The sequence below is a fragment of the Aeromonas sp. R6-2 genome, assembly GCF_040908155.1.
In the GTDB taxonomy this organism is placed as follows: Bacteria; Pseudomonadota; Gammaproteobacteria; order Enterobacterales; family Aeromonadaceae; genus Aeromonas; species Aeromonas schubertii.
This window is the reverse complement of sequence record NZ_JBFODE010000006.1, coordinates 144,358-169,112: the sequence shown is the minus strand read 5'-3', so window position 1 is coordinate 169,112 and position 24,755 is coordinate 144,358. Positions and strand designations below refer to the sequence as shown.

26 protein-coding genes are annotated in these 24,755 nt (G+C 58.3%); 14 read left to right on the top strand and 12 right to left on the bottom strand.

The genetic code is table 11. From position 1 onward, the window contains the following. Nucleotide 1 precedes the first annotated feature (1 nt). On the top strand, nt 2-1,906 hold the full coding sequence (locus AB5Y48_RS01100; RefSeq protein WP_050664894.1) for an ABC transporter ATP-binding protein: 1,905 nt from the start codon (nt 2-4) through the stop codon (nt 1,904-1,906). Nucleotides 1,907-2,068: 162 nt separating this feature from the next. Then, nucleotides 2,069-2,251, top strand: a complete 183-nt coding sequence (gene rmf / locus AB5Y48_RS01095) for a ribosome modulation factor (RefSeq protein WP_082177869.1) — start codon at nt 2,069-2,071, stop codon at nt 2,249-2,251. Nucleotides 2,252-2,300: 49 nt separating this feature from the next. Here rmf and fabA read toward each other — a convergent pair whose 3' ends face one another. The 4 genes from fabA to AB5Y48_RS01075 form a co-directional block, all read right to left on the bottom strand. After that, a complete protein-coding gene (gene fabA / locus AB5Y48_RS01090) occupies nt 2,301-2,843 on the bottom strand; it encodes a 3-hydroxyacyl-[acyl-carrier-protein] dehydratase FabA (protein ID WP_050664958.1) in 543 nt (180 codons plus the stop codon). 89 nt (nt 2,844-2,932) lie between these two features. Then, nucleotides 2,933-4,909 (bottom strand): Lon protease family protein, encoded by a 1,977-nt coding sequence (locus AB5Y48_RS01085; protein WP_224160096.1) that lies wholly within the window; start codon nt 4,907-4,909, stop codon nt 2,933-2,935. Between the two features lie 183 nt (nt 4,910-5,092). After that, nucleotides 5,093-5,536, bottom strand: coding sequence for a hypothetical protein (locus tag AB5Y48_RS01080; protein ID WP_368163503.1), 444 nt, complete (start codon nt 5,534-5,536; stop codon nt 5,093-5,095). A gap of 263 nt (nt 5,537-5,799) precedes the next feature. Next, complete coding sequence (locus AB5Y48_RS01075; RefSeq protein WP_368163502.1) at nt 5,800-6,171, bottom strand: helix-turn-helix domain-containing protein; 372 nt, start codon at nt 6,169-6,171, stop codon at nt 5,800-5,802. A 125-nt stretch (nt 6,172-6,296) separates the two neighbouring features. On the opposite strand from AB5Y48_RS01075, the gene AB5Y48_RS01070 reads away from it, so the two are divergent. From AB5Y48_RS01070 to AB5Y48_RS01030, 9 genes are all read left to right on the top strand, one after another. Then, the gene (locus AB5Y48_RS01070; RefSeq protein WP_368163500.1) at nt 6,297-6,548 is read left to right on the top strand and encodes a hypothetical protein; all 252 of its coding nucleotides are present in this window, start codon (nt 6,297-6,299) and stop codon (nt 6,546-6,548) included. Continuing rightward, a complete protein-coding gene (locus AB5Y48_RS01065) occupies nt 6,535-7,983 on the top strand; it encodes a replication initiation factor domain-containing protein (RefSeq protein ID WP_368163499.1) in 1,449 nt (482 codons plus the stop codon). The genes AB5Y48_RS01070 and AB5Y48_RS01065 overlap by 14 nt, the downstream gene beginning before the upstream one ends. A gap of 39 nt (nt 7,984-8,022) precedes the next feature. Next, nucleotides 8,023-8,343, top strand: coding sequence for a hypothetical protein (locus AB5Y48_RS01060; protein WP_368163498.1), 321 nt, complete (start codon nt 8,023-8,025; stop codon nt 8,341-8,343). 298 nt (nt 8,344-8,641) lie between these two features. Then, complete coding sequence (locus tag AB5Y48_RS01055) at nt 8,642-8,860, top strand: Flexible pilin (protein WP_368163497.1); 219 nt, start codon at nt 8,642-8,644, stop codon at nt 8,858-8,860. A 119-nt stretch (nt 8,861-8,979) separates the two neighbouring features. Next, nucleotides 8,980-10,356: a hypothetical protein gene (locus tag AB5Y48_RS01050; RefSeq protein ID WP_368163496.1), complete on the top strand. Its 1,377-nt coding sequence runs from the start codon at nt 8,980-8,982 to the stop codon at nt 10,354-10,356. Between the two features lie 4 nt (nt 10,357-10,360). Then, nucleotides 10,361-10,675 (top strand): DUF2523 family protein, encoded by a 315-nt coding sequence (locus AB5Y48_RS01045; RefSeq protein WP_136613544.1) that lies wholly within the window; start codon nt 10,361-10,363, stop codon nt 10,673-10,675. After that, nucleotides 10,676-11,878: a zonular occludens toxin family protein gene (locus AB5Y48_RS01040; protein WP_368163494.1), complete on the top strand. Its 1,203-nt coding sequence runs from the start codon at nt 10,676-10,678 to the stop codon at nt 11,876-11,878. Between the two features lie 458 nt (nt 11,879-12,336). Next, a complete protein-coding gene (locus AB5Y48_RS01035) occupies nt 12,337-13,806 on the top strand; it encodes an Eco57I restriction-modification methylase domain-containing protein (RefSeq protein WP_368163492.1) in 1,470 nt (489 codons plus the stop codon). After that, complete coding sequence (locus AB5Y48_RS01030; RefSeq protein WP_368163490.1) at nt 13,803-14,768, top strand: BsuBI/PstI family type II restriction endonuclease; 966 nt, start codon at nt 13,803-13,805, stop codon at nt 14,766-14,768. The genes AB5Y48_RS01035 and AB5Y48_RS01030 overlap by 4 nt, the downstream gene beginning before the upstream one ends. Nucleotides 14,769-15,020: 252 nt before the next feature. Here AB5Y48_RS01030 and AB5Y48_RS01025 read toward each other — a convergent pair whose 3' ends face one another. Next, the gene (locus AB5Y48_RS01025) at nt 15,021-15,215 is read right to left on the bottom strand and encodes a DUF3653 domain-containing protein (protein WP_227002243.1); all 195 of its coding nucleotides are present in this window, start codon (nt 15,213-15,215) and stop codon (nt 15,021-15,023) included. Between the two features lie 272 nt (nt 15,216-15,487). Between AB5Y48_RS01025 and AB5Y48_RS01020 the strand changes: the two genes are divergently transcribed. Further along, nucleotides 15,488-15,739 carry a DNA-binding protein gene (locus AB5Y48_RS01020; protein ID WP_368163489.1) on the top strand — a complete coding sequence of 84 codons (252 nt, stop codon included), beginning with the start codon at nt 15,488-15,490 and terminating at the stop codon, nt 15,737-15,739. Nucleotides 15,740-16,041: 302 nt separating this feature from the next. Here AB5Y48_RS01020 and AB5Y48_RS01015 read toward each other — a convergent pair whose 3' ends face one another. Next, nucleotides 16,042-16,305 (bottom strand): hypothetical protein, encoded by a 264-nt coding sequence (locus AB5Y48_RS01015; RefSeq protein WP_368163487.1) that lies wholly within the window; start codon nt 16,303-16,305, stop codon nt 16,042-16,044. A gap of 253 nt (nt 16,306-16,558) precedes the next feature. Here AB5Y48_RS01015 and AB5Y48_RS01010 point away from each other — a divergent pair, with 253 nt between their 5' ends. Continuing rightward, a complete protein-coding gene (locus AB5Y48_RS01010) occupies nt 16,559-16,732 on the top strand; it encodes a hypothetical protein (protein WP_157432334.1) in 174 nt (57 codons plus the stop codon). Between the two features lie 93 nt (nt 16,733-16,825). Here the strand turns inward: AB5Y48_RS01010 and AB5Y48_RS01005 are convergent, their stop codons facing one another. Both AB5Y48_RS01005 and AB5Y48_RS01000 read right to left on the bottom strand, forming a co-directional pair. Beyond that, nucleotides 16,826-18,109 carry a tyrosine-type recombinase/integrase gene (locus AB5Y48_RS01005; protein WP_368163485.1) on the bottom strand — a complete coding sequence of 428 codons (1,284 nt, stop codon included), beginning with the start codon at nt 18,107-18,109 and terminating at the stop codon, nt 16,826-16,828. Between the two features lie 173 nt (nt 18,110-18,282). Then, nucleotides 18,283-18,564 carry a YebG family protein gene (locus AB5Y48_RS01000; RefSeq protein ID WP_050664889.1) on the bottom strand — a complete coding sequence of 94 codons (282 nt, stop codon included), beginning with the start codon at nt 18,562-18,564 and terminating at the stop codon, nt 18,283-18,285. Between the two features lie 130 nt (nt 18,565-18,694). Here AB5Y48_RS01000 and AB5Y48_RS00995 point away from each other — a divergent pair, with 130 nt between their 5' ends. Continuing rightward, nucleotides 18,695-19,681 (top strand): glycosyltransferase family 4 protein, encoded by a 987-nt coding sequence (locus AB5Y48_RS00995; RefSeq protein WP_368163484.1) that lies wholly within the window; start codon nt 18,695-18,697, stop codon nt 19,679-19,681. An 8-nt stretch (nt 19,682-19,689) separates the two neighbouring features. Here AB5Y48_RS00995 and AB5Y48_RS00990 read toward each other — a convergent pair whose 3' ends face one another. From AB5Y48_RS00990 to AB5Y48_RS00975, 4 genes are read right to left on the bottom strand one after another with little or no spacing between them, the layout of a single operon-like run. After that, nucleotides 19,690-20,733 (bottom strand): glycosyltransferase family 4 protein, encoded by a 1,044-nt coding sequence (locus AB5Y48_RS00990; RefSeq protein WP_136613538.1) that lies wholly within the window; start codon nt 20,731-20,733, stop codon nt 19,690-19,692. Nucleotides 20,734-20,736: 3 nt separating this feature from the next. Continuing rightward, nucleotides 20,737-21,921 (bottom strand): glycosyltransferase family 4 protein, encoded by a 1,185-nt coding sequence (locus tag AB5Y48_RS00985; protein WP_368163482.1) that lies wholly within the window; start codon nt 21,919-21,921, stop codon nt 20,737-20,739. Then, nucleotides 21,914-23,266 carry an O-antigen ligase family protein gene (locus AB5Y48_RS00980; protein ID WP_368163480.1) on the bottom strand — a complete coding sequence of 451 codons (1,353 nt, stop codon included), beginning with the start codon at nt 23,264-23,266 and terminating at the stop codon, nt 21,914-21,916. Before AB5Y48_RS00980 ends, AB5Y48_RS00985 begins: the two co-directional genes overlap by 8 nt. Then, a complete protein-coding gene (locus AB5Y48_RS00975) occupies nt 23,254-24,585 on the bottom strand; it encodes a lipopolysaccharide biosynthesis protein (protein WP_231686226.1) in 1,332 nt (443 codons plus the stop codon). The genes AB5Y48_RS00980 and AB5Y48_RS00975 overlap by 13 nt, the downstream gene beginning before the upstream one ends. Nucleotides 24,586-24,755: the final 170 nt, after the last annotated feature.

The following is a 24,755-nucleotide window of genomic DNA, read 5'->3' as shown; positions in this document are numbered from 1 at the left end:
GATGGCTCTGTTGACCCTGCACGGCGCCTGCCTTTCGTTTAGTGATGCCCCCTTGCTCGATCAGGCCGATCTGCAGATCGAGCGTGGCGAGCGCCTCTGTCTGGTCGGGCGTAACGGGGCAGGCAAGTCCACCCTGATGAAGATCCTGGCTGGCGAGATGAACCTGGACGACGGTCGTCTCATCATCCAGCAGGATTTGAAAATCGCCCGTCTCGAGCAGGATCCGCCGGCCTCGAGTGAGCACAGTGTGTTCGACTACGCCGCCGAGGGCCTCTCTCTGGTGGGGGAGCTGCTCAAGGACTACCATCAGGCCTCGCTCCTGGTGGCCAAGGATCCGAGCGATCAGCACATCCGCACCATGAGCCGCCTGCAAGAGCAGCTCGATCACTGCCAGGGCTGGCAGTTCGAGACCCGCATCAATCAGGTGCTGCAACTGCTCGGTCTCGATCCGGAGGCCAGGCTCTCCAGCCTCTCCGGCGGGTGGCTGCGCAAGGTGGCTCTGGCCCGTGCCCTGGCCAGTGATCCGGACATCCTGCTGCTCGACGAGCCGACCAACCACCTGGATATCGACGCCATTCAGTGGCTCGAGAACTTCCTGAAAGATTTTCGCGGCGCCATCGTCTTTATCTCCCACGATCGGGAGTTTATCCACCGCCTGTCGACCCGCATCATCGATCTCGATCGCGGCAAGATCACCTCCTGGCCCGGGGATTACGATCAGTACCTCATCGGCAAGGAGGAGGCACTGCGGGTCGAGGAGCTGCAAAACGCCGAGTTCGATCGCAAGCTGGCCCAGGAAGAGGTGTGGGTACGCCAGGGGATCAAGGCCCGCCGTACCCGCAACGAGGGGCGAGTGCGCGCCCTCAAGGCGATGCGCATGGAGCGTCGCGAGCGCCGTGAGCTGCAAGGCAAGGCCAGACTCCAGATGGAGGATGCGGGTCGCTCCGGCAAGCTGGTGTTCGAGGCTCAGGGAGTGAGTCTCTCGTTTGATGACAAGACCCTCTTCACCCGTCTGGAGCTGTTGGTGCAGCGCGGTGACAAGATTGCCCTGGTCGGTCCCAACGGCTGTGGCAAGTCGACCCTCATCAAGCTGCTGCTCGGGGATCTCGAGCCCAACGCTGGACAGCTTCGTCAGGGCACCAACCTCGAGGTGGCTTACTTCGATCAGTATCGTGAGCAGCTCAACCCCGAGCAGACCGTGATGGAGAACGTGGGGGAAGGCAAGCAGGAGGTGACCGTCGGTGGACGTACCCGTCACATCCTCGGTTACCTGCAAGACTTCCTGTTCGAACCCAAGCGGGCGCGTACCCCGGTGCGGGCTCTGTCGGGGGGCGAGAAGAACCGCCTGCTGCTGGCCAAGTTGTTCTTAAAGCCGAGCAACCTGCTGATCCTCGACGAGCCGACCAACGATCTCGACGTCGAAACCCTCGAACTGCTCGAAGAGCTGCTGGCGGATTACCCGGGCACTCTGCTGTTGGTGAGCCACGATCGCCGTTTCATCGACAACACGGTGACCGGCTGCTGGTTCTTCGAAGGAGACGGGCGGATCAGCGACTACGTGGGTGGCTATGCCGACATGATGCACACCCGCAGTCAGCAGGTGAGTCAGCCGGTGAAGAAGAGCGAGCCTGTGCCCGTCGTGGCGCCAACCCCTGCACCCGAAGCCAGGAAGAGCAAGAAGCTCTCCTACAAGTTGCAGCTCGAGCTCGATGCCCTGCCTGCTCGTCTCGAGACGCTGGAGGCCGAGATCGCCACCCTGCAGGCCGAGATCAATGCTCCCGGTTTCTTCTCTTTGCCCAGTGAGCAGACCCAGCCCAGGCTGGAAGCCCTGGCGGCGGCCGAGAACGGTCTCGAGGAGGCCTTCCTGCGCTGGGAGGAGTTGGAGGGTATAAAAAACGGTGACTGATAACCCGTCATCGAAAGTTCACCCACTTCATACGCTTGTGTCACACAGTGACGAGATGATGAAAAATTGGGTTTGACCCGCCCTCCCGATTGGGATAATGATGAAAGTCGACCGGTGCAAAATTGGTCGACTTTTTTTTCCACGCAAAGAGGGTCAAGAATGATGAAGAGACAGAAACGGGACCGTCTGGAAAGGGCTCGCGCTCGTGGTTATCAGGCTGGCGTTGCCGGCAAACATAAGGAGGCTTGTCCCTATCAGTGCCTAGATGCCCGTGGTCATTGGCTCGGGGGTTGGCGAGATGCCATGGAAGGACGGGGTTCAGGCCTCTTCATGAATATGAAGTAACGACAGGATACAACGACAAGGGGCCCGCTGGGCCCCTTGGTCATTTTGCTTAGAAGCTGCTGGTGTCCTGGAACAGGCCCACCTTGAGATCGGTCGCACTGTAGATGGGTCGACCGTCTACCTCGACCACACCGTCGGCGATCCCCATCACCAGCTTGCGGTTGATGACCCGCTTCATGGTGATCTTGTAGGTGACCTTCTTGGCGGTCGGCAGGATTTGACCGGTGAATTTTACTTCACCAACCCCCAGGGCGCGACCCTTGCCGGGGCCACCCTTCCAGCCGAGGAAGAAGCCAACCAGCTGCCACATGGCGTCCAGGCCCAGGCAACCGGGCATGACGGGATCCCCGGGGAAGTGGCAATCGAAGAACCAGAGGTCAGGCGTGATATCCAGCTCGGCCAGGATCTCGCCCTTAGCGTACTCACCACCCTTGTCGTTGATGGTCACGATGCGATCCATCATCAGCATATTGGGGGCGGGGAGCTGGCTGTTCCCCTCACCAAAGAGCTCGCCACGGCTGCAAGCGAGCAGCTCTTCACGGGTAAAGCTCTCTTTGCCCTGTTCACAAAGGGAGAGGCGGGGAGCGGTCATTTCTTCGATCACGGGTCAATCCTTCTCGTTGACGTTCAATGCCCGGCCAATTTAGCGTACACCTGTTCGCTAAACAACTCCGATCTCTCTTACAGGCTAAACAGGCGCCCCAGCAGCCGGCGCAACAAACCCTGGCGGGGCAGGGTGCCGTTGAGCTCGTCCAGACGGGTCTGGATACGACCAAACAGAGTCTCCTCCTTGTCCGGCTCGCCGGCGATACAGCCGGTGAGCAGCTCGATGGCCTCTTCCACATGGCTGACCGGGTGGATATGAAACTGGCCGGCCTCTACCGCCTCGATCACCTCGTCCGAGAGGTTGAGCTGCAGGTTGTTGGTGGCGGGCAGTATGATCCCCTGTTTACCGGTGAGGCCGTGGATCTGGCAGACCCGGAAGAAGCCTTCAATCTTCTCGTTCACCCCGCCCACCGGCTGCACGTTGCCGAACTGATCGACCGCGCCCGTCACGGCGAAGTGCTGGAAGATGGGTTGGCGGGCGAGGGCCGAGAGCAGGGCACACAGACCGGTGAGGGAGGCGCTGTCGCCGTCAATCTCGTGATAGGACTGCTCGAACACCAGATTGGCGGAGAGGGGGGAGGGGTTCTCGGCCCCAAACTTGTTGGAGAGGTAGCCGTGGATGATCATCATCGCCTTGGCGTGGATGTGACCGGCCAGCTCTGCCTTGCGCTCGATGTCTGCCACATCGCCATCTCCCATGTGGACGGTGGCGGTCAGGCGGACCGGCTCGCCAAAGTCATAGGGGTGGCCGGCCACCTGGATAACCGAGAGACCATTGATCTGGCCGATCTCCTCGCCGTCGGTCTGCAGCAGGATCTGGCCATCGATGACGCCCAGATCCGACTGTTCAACCAGATAGTTGAGGCGAAAATCCTGCTCGCCCAGAGCCTCGCGGATATGATCACCGGAGATCTGCTCGGCGCCGGCATCCCGGGCGACACCATCTGCCAGACGCATCAGGGCACTGATCTGCACATCGGCCAGAGAGAGCCACTCCTGGTGATCACACAGACGTGAGGCGTGACGGCAGAGGGCCGCCACCGCATCCGGCGTGAAGTCCAGCAGATGCCACTGCTGCATCAGTCCGGCCAGATAGCGGGTGAACTCGTCGAGCTGCAGCTCGACGCTCACTTCGGAGACCAGCTCGGCACGCAGGAAGATACGCTCGCTCATGTCCCTGTCGAGTTGCTGGAACTCGGCCACATCCAGGCGATCGCCCACCAGGATCAGCTTGAGCTTGACCGGGGTGGGCTCGGGAGAGAAGAAGGGGGTAAGGGTCTTGCCTTCCTGGAAGGCGTTCCAGTCCAGCTCGCCCTTCTGCATGGCGTTTTTGAGCTTGAACCAGAGGTGGGGTTGGGCCAGCAGCTCATCGAGGGGAAGGATGAGGTAGCCACCATTGGCCTCGCGCACCAGGCCAGGCTCGAGCAGGTGGTGGTTGGCATAGACAGAGCCCTGCTCCGTCTGGTAGTTGATGGAGCCAAACAGGGTGTCCCAGTTGAGATCGCGCCCATAGATGATGGGCGCCTGCTTCTGCTCATGGTGGATCAGCAGGTTGATAAGCACCGGGTGCTGGAATTCGAGCCCCAGGGCCACATGAGCGGTCAAGTCCGAGAGAAAATCGTCGATCTTGGGATCATCGTTTTGCTTTCTCATGATGCGGGTGACCAGACGCTCGGCATCCAGGTGGTGGTTGGCCAGCTTGAGCAGCTCGGCCACCATCTCGCAAAACTCATAACCCGTGCCCGGTTGCAACTGCAGCCAGATGGGCTTGAAGGGGTTGTTGAGGTTCTCGGTAAAGCAGAGATCGAAGAGATCCGAGTCCTGGCCGGTGACGCCCTCGATCAGCTGGTTGCAGACCGCTTCATAGTCCACACCGGGAAAGCCGTTGAGCAGCATGACAGGGGAGTCGCCAGAGAAGTTGGCCAGGCGATGAATACCGGAGATGGCGCGTGGTTGCAGATCCGCAAAGGTGAGCGGCTCCAGCGCCGACAGGGGGCGAAACTCGGTGTTGCCAAAGTCAGGCTTAAGCTCTTCTGGTGATAATTCAGCCACTTATTATGATCCGATGATGGGCAGATAATGGGCTCATTATACACACATCACATCGGGCATTGGCCGCCATTACCGGCCGAAGTCACAAAATGGTGCGCTCGGAAGAGACCTTTGCAGCGGGCGCCCGGGGAGGAATATCAGGGGAGGGGAGTGAGAAACGGGGAGGCGCGCTCCCCGTTCGGCTTATTGGGCTGTGATGATGCCTCTGGTGCCGGCATCGCTGTCAAACCAAGTATCCTCTCCCTTGAGCCGGCGATCCCCCTGAATGGTGTAGGTGATATAGCCATCCTTGACGATCAGGGCGCCATCAGATTTCTTGGCCTTCAGCTTCTTGTTGTTGACCCATACCTGATCCTTGGCATCGATACGGATATGGGCCACGGTGGCACCGGTCTGGGGCTGCGTGGCAATCCAGTGACCGGCATAGGGACTGGCTGGAGTGGCGACGGAGCCAAATCCGGCGGCTGCGTTTTCGGCCTTGCTCTTGTGAATGTCGCAGCCCTGGGCCTCAGTGACCTGGGTACACCCGGACTGTTCCAGTTGTTGACGATACTTGGCGCTAATGGCGTAAGCCGGAGTCATGCCCATCAGGGCGAGAGAGAGTAGTAAGGCAGTCTGTTTGAACATGATGAATCCTTAAGCGAGTGAAATAAGTGGCGCTAGCCACTTGAACGTCCATATTGCGAGAGCCGCTAAGAACCTATGAACGAGCCCCGGCAGCATGGCACCCTTGTTGATGGCAGACAAGAGGGCGCCTTTGGCCAAGGCCGTGCCACTATCAAGTTGCTGATGCCCGAGAGCTGTCTCTCTAGACAAGTGCTGTTGCGAGCACCAGCCGAATGGCCTCCAAAGGCGATGGGCGAAGTGATAGCACCAGTGATAGGGTTCACTTACATAGTTAATTTAACATAATATATATTATGCGAAGTAACGTCTTGCTCAGGCCCAGGGCTCATCAACACAGCTACGGCAAGGGTTAGCGCCGCGCCGGTTGCTTTTGAGTACGTTGTCAGTATGTCGTACCACGCCTTCTTTAGCTCGGGATCGGTCTCCTTGACGGCGTGTAGGCTGAGTAGCACTTCTTTGACGTCGAGGCCGATTTCCTCGGCGAGCTTTTTTGCTGTGGTATCAGTGAGTTGCGACTTTCCTTTTACAAGGGCGGATATGTAAGAGCTAGTAAATCCAAGGTCTGCGGCTGCTTCTTGGTACTGAGAGAATTTTTTGGCTCTCATGTAAGCCTCAATCAATGTCTTTGAGTCCATTTTGTTGCTCCTGAGTCGAACCTCTATTGGGGCCATCATACCCAAAATCGGCCAAAATGCCCTTGTTTCCATTCATTCATTTACATGATTCAATCCATTCAACAAATCATTTGAATGCTCGAATCATGACCCACTATAGCCCACAAAACCTAGACCTGCCGGCGCTCACAGAGCGCAAGGTCTACTTTCAGGCTGAGCCGACGGGCGATTTCTCCGCCTGCATCGCGGGTCAGGTTGAGATGTTCCGCGATTTGCATGAGCTGCGGATCTACCTCTCTATGACGTACCCCGATACGGTGTTTGAGCTGGTCGAGGTGACGGAAGCCACATGGCGCGGGTTCTATGACCAAGGGGTCTTTTTCGATGACTGGTCATAACGCCGCGATGCCGATAAATAGGGTTATCGGCAATAAAACCCTGATCGACTATCTCTCGTTTACATGGACGCCCGACGAGCTGCGCCGCATGACCGACTTGGCCAAGCAAGGCGCACTGCTCAAGGCGATCCCACGCTTCCCGACCGCTAACCGCTTTATCAAGGCGGCCTATCCTGCGCCGGCCATCGAGGGGTTGCGTAACCTGTGGGCCCGTCCGGTGGTGTTCAACCCCCTGCCCTCCTCGGACGGCCAGCCCGATCCGTTCGCCGTCAAAGCCCCCTACCCTGTCTGGACCCCGTCCATGACCGAAATGATGGAGACGGCCTTGGCCTCCGAGTATCGCTCCCGCGCCGACATGGCCAAGGAGCTCAAGGCCCTCTGCTCTACCCTGCTGGAGTTCTCCGAGTTTGAGGTGGTGCCCGAGGCCAAATTCTGGCATGCCTACAATGACTTGATTGACAGCTACGGCGTCCAGTTGCTCGACGCCCTTTGCTGCGCTGAGCTGGAGCTGTGGCTGCGCGAGTTGAACGAGACCATTGGCGTGCCCATCCCGGGACCACGCTTTACCCTCTCCCCTCGCTCTGCCGGTCTGCACGGTTACGCCCACTCGGCCAATCTGCTGTGTGATGGCCTCCCCTGCGGTCTGGTGGCATGGGGCGCTGCCAATCATGGCTGCATGGTCAGTTTCTCCGGCGTGGGCTGTGCCGCCCTCGATTTTCAAATGCTGCATCTCGTTATCTCTCACATGCCATCGGTCCGCATCACTCGGGTGGACTTGGCGCTCGATGACTACAGCGGTGAGGTGATCTCCTACCAAGGCGCGATTGCCGGTGCCGAGGCTGGCGAGTTTCACCCGCAGCGGGGCCGAGCCCCGTCATGGATGAAAATCGAGTCAGGCGAGTTCGTGATAGCCGAGATATCCAAGGGCATCGCCAAGCGCTACGGCATGGCCCCGACCAAGGGGTGTTCGTTCTATGTGGGGAGCCGCATCAACGGCAAGTGCTGCCGTATCTATGAGAAGGGCAAACAGATGCAATCGGACGAGCACCCAGGTTGGGTGCGTGCTGAGGGGGAGCTGCACAATAAAGACAGAGTGATCCCGCTCGATGTATTGATAAACCCAGACCCCTATTTTGCCGGCATGTATCCGCAGTTTGCCAAATGGCTTGATGCCGTCAGCGAGCAAGAGACCATGCCGGTACGGGTCACCACCTTTAAAAACAAATTCAAAACCAGCCGTGACAACGCCGTTTTTAATATGTCGCGGATGGCGGGACGCCTTGTTAATTGGTTAGCCAATGTTGAGGGGATGGCCCCCGAGAACATTATTAACCAATTAACAGCGCACTTGGAGCCCGATGATATTCCGGCGCGGTTAAGAATGCCGTTACCCCCTGAGATATTAATGGGCGAATGCTCGTTATTCTCGACCTAGATAATCTGACCTCACTAAGGTTCTTCAAGGAGAAAAGTCATGTCTCTGCTGACTGGTATTTTGATTACCCGTGTTACTCACGGTTTCGGTGTATCTCGCAAATCCGGCTCTCCGGTGCCCTATGATTTCGCACAAGTCGAATATCTGGCCCCGGCCAATAACGTCAACAAGCCCGAGTGTAATATCACTTCGTGGGGCTATGAGGTGCGTCAACTGGCCCTGCGTAACGACTCGGCCACCATCAAGGAAATGGCCGACTGCCCCAAGCTGGTCGCCGTGGATCTCATTCTCGAGGCTGACCCGCAAAACCCGACCCGTAACGTGGTCGTCGGCTTCCAGCCGACCAAGAAGCCGGCGTAATACCGCGCACCGAGGAGGAGGAGCGAGAGCGCGCAGCGAGCGACGACGAGGGCGCGACAATGGTCTGTCTCGATATCACCGCCGAGGGTTACGCCCGATTGTCCGAAGCGGGTGATTGCCAATATGTGCTCCTGAGCGTACAGGAGCACACGAAATTAACGGATATATCAAACTGGTTCCAGCTTGATTATTCCACTGTAACGATGGCCTTTGGGATGGGATTAACCATCTGGGTTATCGGTTTAAAACTGGGCGCACTTGCCCGAGTCATAGTTAGTGCTAAACGAGGATAAATCTCATGAAAAATCCGGTTGTTGCGTTTCGTAATGCCTGCATCGGTGCCGCTGTTGGCCTGTCCACCACTGCCGCGTTTGCCGAGGGGACTGCCGCCGATGCGGCCAAGGCTGCGCTGGACACTGCCCAGGCCGATGTGATGGCCACCTCGCCCAAGGTGATGGCCGTGGTCGCTGCCGTGGTGGGTGTCGGTATCCTGATCGCCCTCATCCGTAAGGCTTAACTTCATGTCCCTGCTGATTGGGACGCTGTGGTTTCTGTTTTTTGTTGAGGGATACCGAAGCGCATTCAGTATCTAAATAAGGGCGGCTTAGGCTGCCCTTTTGTTTTAAGGGGGGGCTTGTGCGGTTTCTATTTATCCTTTTCTGTTTTCCCATGGCGGCGATGGCATCTTGCCCGAAAGGAATAAACCTTGGTTATATTGACCAGAGCTGGGTCCGTCCTGTTTGTATTAAAAATTCACGCTCAACCTTGGGGGGTTGTTATGTTAATTGCGATCAACTTTGCCTTACTATGCCGAACTCTAAAGATCCCAATCTTTTGGGTCCTGTTTTTACGACTGGTGTAGAGTGTGTACCGGCTGACGGTTCTGGTGGGGATAATTCTGGCGGGGATAACTCTGGCGGGGATAACTCTGGCGGGGATAATTCTGGCGGGGGTAATTCTGGCGGGGATAACTCTGGCGGGGATAATTCTGGCGGGGATAACTCTGGCGGGAATAATTCCGGTGGCCGAGGTGTTTATCCTAATACATTTGTGGGTCCTGATAATGTCGCTGATCTCGCGCCCTTGTTTCGTGGGTTGGGTGCAGATGTTAATGATGTGGCTTGGCATGTCGGTCTAGTTGGCAATGGTATTTCATCTTTAGGGAAAAATTTATCTGCTGATTTTAGGTCTTTAAATCAAAATCTTGTTAATCTGTTTTCTCAAAATAGTTCTGTTTTTTATGAAAGAGAATCGATGGAGGCTTTAAAGTCTATTGATTTTAAAATGTCTTCATTAGATGCTAAAATTTCTAAGCCTCCAGTTGCGGGGGATGGTGCATGGACTAAAGATGATGTGCAATTCATGATTGATTTGACCATGCAAGCGGGAAGAGATGCAAGTGCCACCAAATATAACACCAGTGAGTTAAGTGGTTATTTAAGGCAAATAACAGATAACTTAATCGCCATTAGGAATTCGCCTAATAATGGTTCCTCGGGATCGGGTAATGGTTGGAATCAAGATTCCATTTCCTTTGTGCAAGATAGACTGTATAGGTCTAATGAGAATGAACGCGAGATGATTTGGGCGCTTCAGGATATCAAGGGACTGTTGGAGTCTGGTTCTGGTTCTGGGGATAGCGGTGCATCGGGCATCGATTATTCCAAAATGCCAGGCTCTGGGGATAATCCGCTCGCCGTCAAAGGCGGACATTATCAATCCAAGTGCAACGGCAAGGATTGCTTCTTTGATGTGGCCGCGATGGAGAAGCAACTGAGCGACGCTAATAAAGCCCTCTCGGCAAAGTATGATGATATTGCCAAGGATGTGAAAACGGTCTTTGACTTTAATCTCTCTGGTTCATCAGGGGTGCTTGAATGTTTCGACCTGTTTACTTATGACGGGACCGACTATCGAGTGTGTCCCCCATCTAAAGATTATTGGCAGACGCTGGCGGCGATGATGATGTTTATTTTCTACTTCGTCGCCCTGATGGTGATATTCAAGAGGTAATGACATGGAATGGCTCGGGGAGTTCTTTGGTTCTTTCTTTAACGATATCTATCAACTGTTGGTGCAGTTCGGCGCATGGCTGGCGGTCAAGCTGATTATTTCATGGGTGGAGTTCAAGCTATTTTTGCTCACCTTCTCATGGGATGTGGCCAAGGAGATTCTGGTTAATATCCATTTCAGTGAGCTGATCTCCACCTCCTTCAATGCCCTGCCTGCCGAGATGCGCGGCATTTTGCTCTATCTGCATCTGGATAAGGGGCTGGCCATCTTGTCACAGGCGTTTGTGACGCGCTTTTTGCTCAATATGATGGGGTGGTAAATGTCGATTAAGATTCATCACGGCGCCCCCGGCTCCTACAAATCCTCGGGAGCCATTCACACAGATGTGATCCCCGCCATCAAGGCCGGTCGCCATATCATCACCAACGTGCGCGGCTTTACGACTGACCGGTGCCGCGAGGTACTGGGCAAGGCGGTGCCTGATGACTTTCAGGTGACCTACATCGAGACCGAATCCCAAGATGGCCGCGACCGGTTCGCCCGTTTCTATCACTGGGCCCCCAAGGGCGCTTTTTTCCTTGTCGATGAAGTGCAGCGGATTTTTCCGCCTGCATGGCGGCAGAGCGATTTGGACCGCCTCGATTACCCAGGTGGGCCCGATGTGGCCAAGGCGGACGAGCGTCCCGAGACTATTGATGTGGCCTTTGATATGCACCGGCACCACAACTGGGATTTCGTCTTTACTACTCCGAACATCAAAAAGGTGCATGCCGTTATTCGGGCGGCGGCGGAAACCGCCATTCGTCATACGAATATGGGCCTGCTCGGCATTGGGGGCCGCTATAAGACTGTTCTGCATCTGGCGGATAATAGCGGGTCATCCATGTCTGATGTGTTGCAAGCCAAGCCATTTAACAAGGTGCCGAAGTATGTTTTTAAACTCTATGACTCAACTACAACGGGTAAGGTCTCGGATACAATTGCGGGCAGCTCGATACTCCGAGATCCTAAAATACTTTTTTTTCTGGTCTTTATTGGACTGTGCATCTTCTTTGGCTTCATCAAGCCGGACTATATTGATGCACCTGCTAAGGCCTCTGCGCCCTCTCCTGCCGCTTCTGCGGCTGCTGGGGCGGTGGGTGATTCGTCCGGTGCTGGGGTACGTCCTAGCGGCGCTCCTGCTGCGGTTAGTGGCGGGGTTTTTTCTGTAGGGCCGTGGGCAGGTTCAAAACTGGTCATTACTTGTCATCAGTTGATCAAAGACAACTTGGGTGATTATCAGGTGAGCTATTGCTTCTCCCTACGCAAGGGGGACAATTTCAGTCCATTGAACAGCGATGATTGGCCGGATCAGTTTGCTATGGTTGAGCCTATTAGCGGTTGCCATGCTGTCGTCAAGTATGAGGGGCAGCCGGTGGATGTGTATTGCGACCCCGATGGGGATACCCTGCGGCGCAAGTATAACGCTGGCCTCTATGCCGCTGACCAGAAGTCATCACAGCCAGGTGATAACCGGACATAGCAAAATGGGCGCTGGGTGTCGGCCCACTCGAGTTTTCAGCAGCCATGCCCCGCGCGCGGGGCATACCCAAGGGCATAGCTTTAGCTATGACCGCAACACCGAGCCACCTCGGAGCTTCGTAGGGGTATGCACTCATTGCGAGGTTCTTTAAACCCTGCCCGTTCGGGCACCCTCCTCCCCCTTCCTGCCAAACCCTAAAGGCCACTGCACTTACAGCGTCAACGCCTGCTGTTGGTCCCCCAAGCGCCCCCCGCAAGGGCCGTTTACGGCCCGATTCGTCGGGGGATTAGCGCGCAGTGGGGACTGAGGGCTCTCAACTTGTTGACGACTGATAGCAAGGCTCATGGCATATGTGATGGTTGGGGGTTCTCAAAACGGCTAAGATACCCGGCCATCATTGCTTAATGAATTACCAAGAGCGTTGCTGTTATTGCTCCGTGCGAATGAGGATTTTTTGTATGCGTCAACAACTAGACACAGTAGATAGTGTGCGCCGCGAAGTGGCTTCCCGCACTGCACATAAACACAAAGCTGAGTTCGGCCAGTTTATGACGCCTTCTAGCGTTGCTCGTTTTATGGCATCACTATTTCCCCCTAGCACAGAGCAAACCTGCCGCCTACTAGACGCAGGCGCAGGACTGGGCGCGCTGTCTTGCGCCTTTCTTGACCGCTGGCTGGCGAGTGGCTTTGGTTTTGAGTCTGTCGAGGCTACGGCCTACGAGATTGATGAGAAACTGCGGGAGCACCTTGCGAAGCACTTGGCCGGATACAGCCGAGTGAAGTCTAAGGTCATTGCAGGTGATTACATCGAGCTGGCAACAGCAGAAGGTCTGCAGGATCGAGGTTATACCCATGCGATCCTCAATCCGCCTTATAAGAAGATCAACAGCAAGTCAGCACACAGATTAGCCTTGAGAACTGTCGGTATAGAGACGGTGAATCTGTATTCTGCTTTTGTCGCATTGGCCGTGGGTGAGGCTGCGCCCGGTGGGCAGATCGTGGCCATCATCCCACGTAGCTTTTGCAACGGACCGTATTACCGCCCTTTCCGTGACTTCATCCTTGAGCGAGCGGCAATCCGACACATGCACCTGTTCGAGTCACGCAACAAGGCGTTCAAGGATGACGAGGTGCTACAGGAAAACATCATCATCCGCTTGGAACGTGGAGCCCAGCAAGGGCCGGTCACGGTCACGACTTCGACCGATGACAGCTTTTCCGATATGACGACACACGAACACCCATTTGACCGGATTGTGTTCCCGGATGACCCGGCTCGGTTCATTCATGTGCCGACCACAACCGAGAAAAGTGCTATTGAGCTATCACCTAGCGTGCGTTACTCGCTAACTGACATTGGCGTGAAGGTTTCTACTGGCCCGGTAGTAGATTTCCGTCTTAAAGCGCATCTGCGTGACATGCCTGAGCCGGGCACCGTCCCATTGATCTATCCCGGCCACTTAAGCATGACCGGCACCGTCTGGCCTGTGGCGGGGTTGAAGAAACCCAACGCGATCATGCGCAACGCTGAGACAGAAAAGTGGCTCTACCCTAACGGGTTTTATTGCGTAGTTCGGCGTTTTTCCTCGAAGGAGGAAAAGCGCCGTGTGGTGGCAAGCGTGGTTGATCCTGCCGTTTTTGGCGAGCATTCCGTGCTGGGCTTCGAGAATCACATGAACCTGTTCCACGATGATAAACACGGATTACCCGAGGCACTGGCCCGTGGGCTTGTCGTGTTCCTGAACACAACCGCGGTAGATGAATATTTCCGTCGCTTTAACGGCCATACGCAGGTCAATGCAACGGACCTCAAGCAGATGAAGTACCCGAGTCGTGACATTTTGATAGAACTTGGCAAATGGGCTATGCAGCACGGAGCGCTTACGCAAGAACAGATAGATGCCAAGCTAGGAACCCTAACCGCATGAAAAACCAAAATGACTACATCGAGGCGGCGCAGCAAATTATTGTTGCTTTGGGTCTACCCCGATCACAGCAAAACGAGCGTACCGCTCTGTGCCTGCTGGCGCTTCTGAACCTCACTCCTGGCAAGGCGTGGGTTGACGCAGAAAACCCGCTTGTAGGTATCACGCCTATCATGGATTGGGCACGGAAACACTATGGCAAAGATTATGCGCCCAACACTCGCGAGGCATTCCGTCGCCAGTCCATGCACCAGTTTTGCGACGCTGGCGTGGTCCTCTACAACCCAGACAAACCAGATCGCCCAGTGAACAGCCCTAAGGCTGTTTATCAGATTGAACCCACTGCACTGGTTTTGCTTCGTACCTTCGGCACCCCAGCATGGCATGATAGCCTCGCCAACTATCTGGCCAAGCGTGATACGTTGGTTGCCCGTTATGCCAAGGAGCGGGAGCAGAACCTTATCCCTGTTGAGATTGCCCCGGGTCAGCAAATCACTCTAAGCCCTGGAGAGCATAGCGAACTGATCCGGGCCATCATCGAGGACTTCGCCCCGCGCTTTGCGCCGGGTAGCGTGCTGGTCTATGCCGGTGACACAGGCGACAAGTGGGGCTATTTCGACGAACCCTTGCTGGCAGGACTGGGTGTCGATGTGGATTCACACGGTAAGATGCCTGACGTAGTGCTGCACTTCACTGCGAAGAACTGGCTGCTACTTGTGGAGTCTGTTACCAGTCACGGGCCGGTCGATGGGAAGCGGTATGCAGAGCTTGCTAAGCTGTTTGCTGGGTCAACAGCAGGGCTTGTCTATGTGACAGCCTTTCCTAACCGGACCCTTATGGGGCGTTATCTTGGTGAAATTGCATGGGAAACTGAGGTGTGGGTGGCTGATGCTCCCTCTCACTTGATTCACTTCAACGGTGTTCGGTTTCTCGGGCCTTACCCTATCGATGATGTCGAAGGCTGACGGATCTATCTCCCCCCGTATAGTAATACGGGGGGAATTCTACCCCATCCCCTACCCCATCTGAACCCCTTGGACACTCGGGGGTGGGGCCATACGGGCAACCTCTCGGCCTCGGCCCACTCGGGCGAGTGTGTAGAGCAGGGGCGACCTTACAAAAGCGCGGGGGGCGCAGCCTCCAGCTTTTGCGGCGCTCCGCGCCGACGAGTCTCTTTTCTATCAACCCAACAAAATGGGGGCCACTGCCCCCACCTGTTACGATACGCCTAACCTCTTACGCCAGTGATAGGCCTCGTTCTGCCTCTCTGACCGCTCGGTCTGGATCACTGCGATAGCCTCCAGCCTTCGCCGGTCGTACCTGACGCCGTTGGGGGCTATCAGGCAGTCATTGGCCATCCTCCACCCCTCCCAGTGCTTCCAGATGCTCGGGAGCTCTCTCCCCGAGGCCATGCGCATCACACGCTTGCAGACGGGCGGGATCTCTTTGCCTTTATCCCAGATTGTGACCTGCCTCACAGAAACGAAACATAATTTTGCCGTCTCCTCTACTGATAAACCGCATTCAAACCAGCGAAAAATGAAGTTTTTGGTCAACTCTCGTTCCATCCGTGTAAATACCTGATAAACCTGCAAAATTGCAAGGCACGGTTTATCGGCGGGTTTCAGATGGGCGTTTAACAAAACGTGAAATTATGCGAAGTGACTGATACGGAGGATAAGGAATGAAGCCAAAAGCGTCCTGGAGCCGTTTTGATGTGGCTGACAGCCTGACCAGCGAAGCCGAGATGGTTGCCTATCTGCAAGCCGCTCTTGAAGATGGTGATCCGGCACTGCTGACGGCGGCGTTTGATGATGTGGAGCGTGCTCGCGTCAAACTGCGTGGCCAGCCGAACTACACACTGGAAGAACTGCTGGCCCAGTGTGAGCTCGGAACTACATCATCATGGGATAATAACTCAGGCTCAGAAACCTGATCTCACATCACCCTGAATCGTTCAACTTGATCACAAAAATGTATTATGCGATAAAAATTAAGCCTCTCATGAGGCCTGGCTAACAAACTATAGAGGATGCTTTAATGGCAAAGAGACCTGCACCGAAATACCGAGACGCAGAAACAGGACAATACGTTCCAAAGGAATATGCAGATAAGCACCCCAGAACTACGGTGAAAGAGACTGACAAACCGAAGAAAAAGTAGATGAGAGTAACTCACGAATGATGCCGATAACCCTATTTATCGGCATCTGTCGTGAGAGATAACGGCGCCATGTGTTTATCTACGGCGATACAATTCCCGCAGTAAATCGGTCGAAGGTGAAACGCCTTCCTTAGTTTCTTGGTCTGCGATCTTGAGCAGGTCATCGCCCAAGTCGGTCAACCCCGCCATCCGATCTCCCTGCCGCCTGACCACATAGAGGTCGGCCAGACTAGCTAGCTGATCCAGCAAAGCCCCCTCTCCCACCACATGCTCCCGCTCGACCAGAAAATCCGATGACGCCCTCTCCTGCTCGGCGTAGTTATCCCAAGCATCCGCCATAGTCCCTCCCCTGACACCCGAAACGTCCCATTTTGAGACAAGAGTCCACTATTAAAGCCAGTGGTTAAGTCCCCTGCCCTCCCTGCACTGCGGGCTGTTTTAGAAGGCGATTTTCTATACGAAACGCGCGGTGACGACAGATATTTACCCGCACAACGGGTAATAAATTCCCTCTTGGGGCGGTCTGAATGATGACAGTGGCGCCTTCACCCCGCCTTTAGTACCATCCCCTGCGTTTTCTGCGGAGTATCTTATGCTGATGCACACCCAGGCCGTGACCGGCCTTCCCACCAATCATCCCTGGGCCATGAGTGACAAGGAGCTGATCCGTCAGCTGCAGGCGCTCAGTGCCAATCTTCCCCCTCATATGGCCGCCCTGGTGTTCGAGGCGGCGCAGCGGCTTGGCGACTACAGCGAAGAGCCCTGACCCTCTCTCTTTGTCCCGCTCCCTTCTTCACGCCTCCTCCAACAAGGGTCAAGAGCGGGACAATGCTCTCACTTGTTTTAAAAATCGCGACCGTTATCTCTCACGCGCCGGCGCCAGACGATCAAGAGGTTTGCTGCGCGCACTCTCATGGCGCTCCGCATGGCTGGTGTGAAGATATCGGGAGGTGGTCTCTATGCTGTCGTGCCCTGCGTCGGCCTGAACGTGGGAGAGCGGGCGACCGTTGAGGTTGATGTCGTGGGTAATGCCGGTATGACGAATGGCGTGCACGGTCAGGGTGCGCATCTCGGCGGCGTCTTGCCAGTGCCCGGCCTGCTCGGCCAGATTGGCGCCAGCCGTGATGACATTGCCGATCAGCTCCCTGAGCTGACGGATCCCCAGATTGGCGTTGAGCTCCCCCTGCTCGCGGCCGTGTCCGGCCGCCTTGTGACGTACAAATAGCGGTGTATTTTCCCCCGGGGCTGGCAGCGGTGAGAGGCCAAGAAAGCCACGATAACGTTCGAGCCCCTGCAGCAACGCTGCCGAGACCGCCACGGTGCGCCGCTTTCCTCCCTTGCTGCAGGGAATGTGATAGCCCCAAACGCCTGTCTTGTTGTCGCGGCGAAACTGGCTCATCACAGGGCTAAAACCTGGCCTGGCGGCGACTTCAGAGATGCGCAGGTAACAGGCATACATGAGACGAACCAGAAAGAGGGTGCGTTCATGCTGCTCGGGCTGGGCATGGGCCAGCTCCTCGGCGGCCTGTACCACATAGGACCACTGCAGCTCGCTAAAGGCCTGCACACTCTCTTCGCTCCCCTCCACCGGCCGCTTGGTGCGTTGCAGGAGCAGCGCCGGATTTCTCTCCATGTACTCCTCCTGAATGAGGAACTGGAAGAAGGCGGAGAGGATGGCCAGCTTGGTGCGCATGGCCGGCTCACTCAGACGATAGGGCTGGGGCCGGCCATCCTCCTTTTTGCCCAGAAAGGGACGCCAGGCCGGGTTGGCCAACCGCTCTCCCCACTCCTTGTCCCGAACAAACTGGGCGACGTTGTAATAGCCGATGAGTTCGACCGGCGGAGCCTGACAAAACTCCAGATAGCGCATCATGATGCGGCGGGTGAGATCCTTGGGGCTGATGCAGGCCTGCTCGAAGCACCAATGCAAGAAGGTGGTGAGTTCACTGCGGTAGGTCTTGTAGTTGTTCTCGCTGTGGCGCTGCTCGAGCAGCCAGTCTACGGCCAACTCATAGACGAGCCCCGCATCCGGGATGCGGGTCAAACTCAGGCTGGCCAGGTACTGGTTAACCTGACCATTGCCCTCTTCGAGGTGGGCAAGGGTGTCAAACAGGGGCATGGCGGGGGGAAGGAGTGGATTCATCGATGGCTCTCTCTGGCCCCATGCCGCCGGGGCGGCATGACTGCGGGTCTTGGGGGCTTGGCCCCCGTCGTTAGCGTGACACTATTCACGCCATATTCGTTGTTGTCTCAAAATTCTCGGGGATATAGGGGGCTTATTTGACTAAGCATCCAAAAAAGTGAATAAGACGAGACTCAGGCCACCTGCTTGAGCGCTTTCTTGGGGCTCTTTTCCTCATTGGGAGCCCCCTTGCCGCCACGCAGCAGGGCGGCAAGAGCCTCTCGCTGGCTGGCCAAATAGAAGGCGAGCCGCTCACGGTCGGGCTCTGCAAGCTCGACCGGTGCCAGCTCGAGCAACCGGGTCAGCTCGTCGCTCAGATCGAGCAGCTTGTCATAGGCATCGGCCTCCTTCTTGCTGGTAAAGGTCATCTTTTCAACTCCTGCGCGTACGACAACGTATTGAATAGTAACGGCCATGATGGACTCCTGAGGATGGAAACAGAGTAAGTATATGTATGGATATACAGCATATCAATCTCTGCCCACCACCGTGACACATTGGCCTGTTTTCTGCTCAATCGGGGTAAACCCATGGGAGAGAAGCGCGATGCGAGTCTGGTTGCTGATCGATGCAAGAGGTATTGGGGGTATTGAGACCCATGTCTGCCATCTGGCCAGGGCGCTGAGTGAGCACGGCATGGAGGCCGAAGTGGTGTTGCTCTGCGATCATGGTCAGAGCCCTTTCGTGATGCGCCTTGTGCAGGAGAGGCTCCCCTTTCGGGTGCTCAGTCACTGGCGTCGCCTGCTGCCGCTGCTGTTGGGCGATCGGGTCGATCTGCTCCATACCCACGGCTACAAGGCGGGGATCCTGGGGCGTCTGCTCGGCGCGCTCGGTGGGGTGCCCGTGGTCTCGACCTTTCACAGCGGTGATGATGGCCGGGGGCGCCTTGCCTTCTATAGCCGGCTGGATCGCTGGACCGCTCCCCTTGCAAAATGCATCGCGGTGAGCGGTGAGATCGCCGCAAAACTCAACGGCAAGGCGCACCTTATTCCCAATTTTGTGCCGTTGCCGAGCGAGCGCTCATCACTGATGGGTAGGCGCATCGCCTTCGTCGGCCGCCTCAGCGAAGAAAAAGATCCCGCTCTCTTCTGCCAGTTGGCAGGCCTTTGCCCCGAGGGAGAGTTTCACCTCTACGGTGAAGGGCCGCTACATAGCAGGCTGGTTCGCCAGTACGCTGATCGGGTTCAGTTTCACGGTTTTTGCGAGATGGCGGCGCATTGGAAAGAGATAGACCTGCTCTGCATCACCTCAACCCATGAGGGGCTCCCCCTGGCGGCGCTCGAGGCGATGGCCCATGGCATCCCGCTTTGCAGCTTTGCGGTGGGGGGGATCCCCTCCCTCATTGACCATAGGCGCAACGGCTGGTTGATCCCACCGGGAGATCGGCTGGCCATGGCGGCGAAGCTTAACGACTGGCTCTCGCTCTCGGCCGCCGAGCGGTTGCAGATGGGCAACCGGGCACGCCATACGGTAGTGGCAGGCTATAGCGTCGAGAGCCGCATGAGCGAGATCCTCGCCGTTTACCTGGGATAAGCGGTTATTCAGACCCCTATCAGGCCAAGCAGATACTGGCGCGGGGCCTGCCAGGTCAGCTCGGCGCGATAGCGCTCAGAGGCGAGACGGGCCGCCGCCTCACCCAGGCTGCGGACCCGCTTCGGGTCACGACACAATGTATCGAGAACACGGGCGAGATCGGCGCAGGAGCCGGGCTCGTACTTGACGCAGTGCACCCCTTCCTTGAGCTCCCGATCCCAGTAAGCGCCATCGCGGGGCAGCACGACGCACAGACCGGCGGCCATGGCCTCGAGCAGAGAGAGACCAAAGGGCTCCTGATGGCTGGTTGAGACAAAGACAGAGCAGCGGGAGCGGATCGCATCGAGATCCCGGGGGGCCGAATACCAGTGGACACCGCGTTGCCCAGGGGCAATCTTGCTCACCGGTTGGCCCGTCTCCTTCGGAGTGAGATAACAGACATGCAGGGGCTGCGGCTCATGCATCTGGCGGTGAGCATCGAGCATCAATTCGAGCCCCTTCCAGCGCAGCAGCGATGCAGCCCAAAGCACCCCTTGCCCCATCGAGAGCGTGGGCCAACTCCGTTGGCTGAGGCCATTTTGAAACGGCTGCCAGTGCGCCGGCAAGGGCTGGTCGAGCAGACGCTCCAGGCTTGCCCGGGCGCTCTCGAGATAGAAGAGACGGTCGACCCTGGCCAAGGCCCGGCGGGCGACGCCAGAGGTGCCCACCGGGCCGTGGACAAACTGCACGACAGGCACACGCAGCAGCCGGGCGGCCCAGTGGACCGCCAGATCGACCCCGGGCCCGGAGGCGCCGATCAGGGCGCTCACCCCTCTCCCCTGTCCCAGGATCTGCAGCAGTATGACCCCCTGCTTGAGCAGATAACCCCACCCCTGCTCACGCCCCTGTAACCAGCGCGGCAGCCAAAGTCGCCGACAGGCTTGGGCATGCCAGGAGTCGCGGTCTCGGGTCAGAACCCGGGCGCCCTCGGTTGGCAACAGGGAGAGCAGGGTTTCGGTGGCCACCTTGGAGCCGCCACGAAAGGCGATGGGATCGACGATCAGCAGCGCCATCAGCTAGCCCCCCTGTCCGATACGCCGCCCCAGCCAACGCCACAGGCCGGGAAAGGCCGGGCCGGGCTCGGGTCTGCTATTGAGCAAGCGTTGCCATTCCCGCTCGATAGCACCCACATAGCGCGCCATGGTGAAGTGGTGCAAGGCATGCTCTCTGCCGGCCTCACCGAGGCGCTGGCGTACGGTGGGCTCGACCAGATGCAGCATGGCACCGGCCATGGCGGCTGTGTCCCCATCCGGGCAGAGCAGGCCGGTGCGATCGTGTTGAACGACCTCGGGGATCCCCCCGACCCGAAAGGCAAGGGTGGGAAGTCCCAGAGCGGCAGCCTCGGCCAGGGTAAGGCCGAAGACCTCCTCCCTGGCCCCCGAGACCACCAGATCGACCCCGCCGCGCAGCCAGCGCCCCACCTCTGGCTGCTCTCCGAGCCAGGAGACATGGGGCGCTATCCCGCGCTCTTCGGCCAGAGCCCTCAGCTGCGCCTCCTCAGGGCCGCTACCGAGCAGGGCCAGGTGCACCTTTGCCCCCGCCTCCCGCGCCAGGCTCATGGCCTCGAACAATCTGTCTATCCCCTTGCGTGGAATGAGCGAGCCGACGGCCGCCATCAGCAGGGTGTCGGGGGAAAGCTCCAGCCATTGGCGCAGGGGGATTGCCGACGCCTGCATCAGGCGAGGCAGATCCACGCCGTTCGGGATGCAGCCGAGATGGTGGGGGGGGACCCCGTCCCGGGACCAGGCCTCGAGCACGACGCTGCTCACCCCGATGAGACGACTGGCCCCGTGCACTCTCAGGGTGTAGCGATCCCGTGGCAGATAACGAGCATGGAGATGACACAACAGGGGGAGCGACAGGGCGCGCGCCACCGGCACCAGCCATTGGCAGGGTGCGGCACTGTTGACGTGGATCAGGCGGACGTCGTGACCTGCGATCAGTTCGCGCGCCTTGCGCCGCAAGCGGGCGTAGCCGGTGATATCGAAGCGGGGGGCGCGCCAGCCGAGTAGCAGGGGAAACTCGTCGAGCTCTCCCTCGATCCCCAGTTTGTGCGCCTCGTGCAGTAGTGCCGGGGAGTTGGTCCAGAGCAGGGGGCGATAGCGCTGACAGTCCATGTGAGCCATGAGATCGAGCAGGCAGCGCTCGCTGCCACGGATCCAGTCCTCGCCATAGTGGACCAGTAACAGGGTCTCAGCCATGGGGTTGCTCCTTGTTTGGGTGGTGAAGGTAGCGCAGCAGCGCCACCGTGATGGCGAGCTCGATGTAGACGGGCCAGGTAAAGCCCTGGGTCAGAAACGAGCCGGAAATAATGAAGCCGCACAGGGAGGCGGTCACCCCCTCGAGGGCCTGTCTGATGGCCGGATCTGCCCGGGCAGCCTCTCCCCTCGCCCGCCATGCACCCTTAAGCGTGGTGCCCACCATGGTGACGAAGAGAGCGATACCGATAAAGCCGGTCTCGGCCAGTACCCCGAACCAGGTGGAGTGAACCGCATGGTTGAGTCCATCCCAGTGGGGGCTGTAGAAGAAGTAGTTGTAATAGAAGTTGCTCAGTCCCACGCCGAGAAACGGGTGATCCAGCGCCATGCCCCAGGCAGCCTGCCAGGCGTAGAGGCGTCCCATGGCCGAGGCATCGACGCCGCTCTCGGCGGCCCCTCCCGAGGCGCGGCCACTGATCCCGGCCAGCACGAAGAGCGCCATCAGAGCCAGTACGCCCAGGGTGATGAGCAGCGCTTTGGAGCGCACCCTATGCCAGGCAAACAGGGCACTGACGGCGCACAGTCCGAGCAACCCCCCCCGACTCTGGGTGGCGATGATGGCGCCGCTGACCAGCACAACGCCGAGGGCTCCGATCAGGCGCCATCCCTTTCCGTCAGCATCCGATAACAGCAGGCTTAAGGAGAAGCCGGCCCCGAACAGCAGCACCAGGGATAGGTCGTTCGGGTCCCCCAACACGGATCCGAGTTCACGACCAATGGTGACCCGGGTTCCCTCGACCAGGCCGATGCCGGCACTCTTGTTATAGAGCGCCACCAGGGCCACCAGGGCCGCTGACAGGGTGATGACCCGCACCACCAGGCTGAACTCGCGCGGGGTGCGCAGCAGCCAGGCGCAGGCCAGGGTCATCAGGTAGATCTTCACATAGCTGCCGCTCCAGCTGGCCATGGCCTCACCCCGGTTGGCGGCGAGCAGCGCACCTAGGGTCGTGTGTAGGAATAACAGGGTGAGCCAGGTGAGCTGGGGTGACCACCAGGGGGTGAGCCGTCCGGTCCAGAAGATATGCCAGAGCAGGGCGGCGATGGCGGCCATGGCGAGCAGCTGGGGGATGCGCAAGGGGTAGAGAAAGGGAAACACTTCGTGCAGGCGAAAGAAGGAGAAGACGATAAATCCGAGCACCATCCACATGGGGCTGCGCAGGGCCAGCAACAGGGCCGGCAACGCCAGACCCAGCGCGGGTAGCAACATGGGATGGGGCAGCTTCCACCACAGCAGCGAGGCGAGCAGCACGCATCCCAGGGGCAGCCACAAAGGGCTCAGGCGTGCCATTGGCCGGCTCCGACCAGCAAGAGGCCAAGCAGGGCGCTGGCGAGCAGCGGCGAGAGGCGATACGGGAGCCAGAGCAGACGTTGGCTCACCAGATAGAAGGCCAGCGCCCTCCCCCCGTAGATCAGCAGCAGGCTCCAGACCACACCGGCCACCCCGTAGGGGGGAATGAGCAGGGCAAAGAGCAGTAACCCCGCCAGGCTGGTGCCCAGGTTGATGATCATCTGGCTGTGGCTGCGCTCCCCGGAAAAGCAGCCCAGATTGAGCAGATCCGAGACGTTGCGAAGGGCCATGGCCAGCACCAGCGGCGGGATCCATTGACTGGCACCGTGGTAGCTTTGGGGAGTGAGCCAGGTGATGAGCCAGGGGGCAATCATTCCCACCAGGCCGGCGATCAGAAAGCCGACGGCGGCCCCCAGCACGCTGATACGGGCGTTATCCTCGCGGCCATTGGCCTCGTGCAGCAGTTGAAAGCGGCGCGGATACCACCAGAGCCCGAAGGGCTGGAGCAAGATCCCCACCGCCAGAGCCAGCTTGCTGGCCACCGCATATTGGGCCAGCTCGCCGGCACCGGCCACACCGGCCAGCCAGAAGCGATCCACCCCGCTTAAGGCAAACCCGGCCAGGCCGCTCACCAGCACGGGGCCACCATAGCCCATCAGACGCCAGCTAAAGGCGCCAGGCCAGGTGATGCCACTGTCGCTCCACTGCCAATGGGTCAACCAGAGGGCCAACAACAGGCAGCTGAGGGTGCCGGAGGCGAGGACCCCGGCGACGCCCCAGCCAAGGGCCAGGCCACTCAGGGTCATGGCCGTCTGCAACAGGGTCTTGCCCACGGTGGCGAAGAAGAAGAGACGGGCCTGGTCGCGCATGCGCAGCCAGGCCAGGGGAATGGCGATCACCGCCTCAAAGGGCAAGGCGAGCAGCACCCAGCGCAGGTGTGAGAGTGGCGTGGCCAGGGGGAGCCAGCCTTGCACCAACGGGGCCGCCAGCCAGCAGAGGGGGAGCGACAACAGGGCGATAAGCCAGGCCAGCCCCATGGCACGGGCCACCACAGCTCGGCGCTGGGTGGCATCGGCTACCCCGGCAAAGCGGTAGAGTGCCTCGACCAGCCCCAACCCCAGCAGCAGGGAGCCCAGGTTGATCACCGAGAGCAGCAGCTCGAGCTCGCCATACTCGTCGGGGGTGAGGGCGTGGGTCAGCAGGGGCAGCAGCAGCAGCGAGATCCCGCGCATCAGCAACAGTCCCACCCCGTAGTAACCCATGACGATGAGTTGTGGCTTGAGCGCATGCCAGCGGGCTGACGGCGCGATCGAGTCCATGCTTGAGTCCCTCTCCCCGGTTTTCCCGACAGGTGCAAGGAGCAGGCCATCCCCCCTGCTGCCCGAATGGTCGGGCGTGGGGGCCCTGTTTGAGCAAAATGCACAGCCCCGGGGACGAGTTCGCATCGCAAATTGCACCCGGGCGAGGGAACCCATGGGTCGTTACGCCA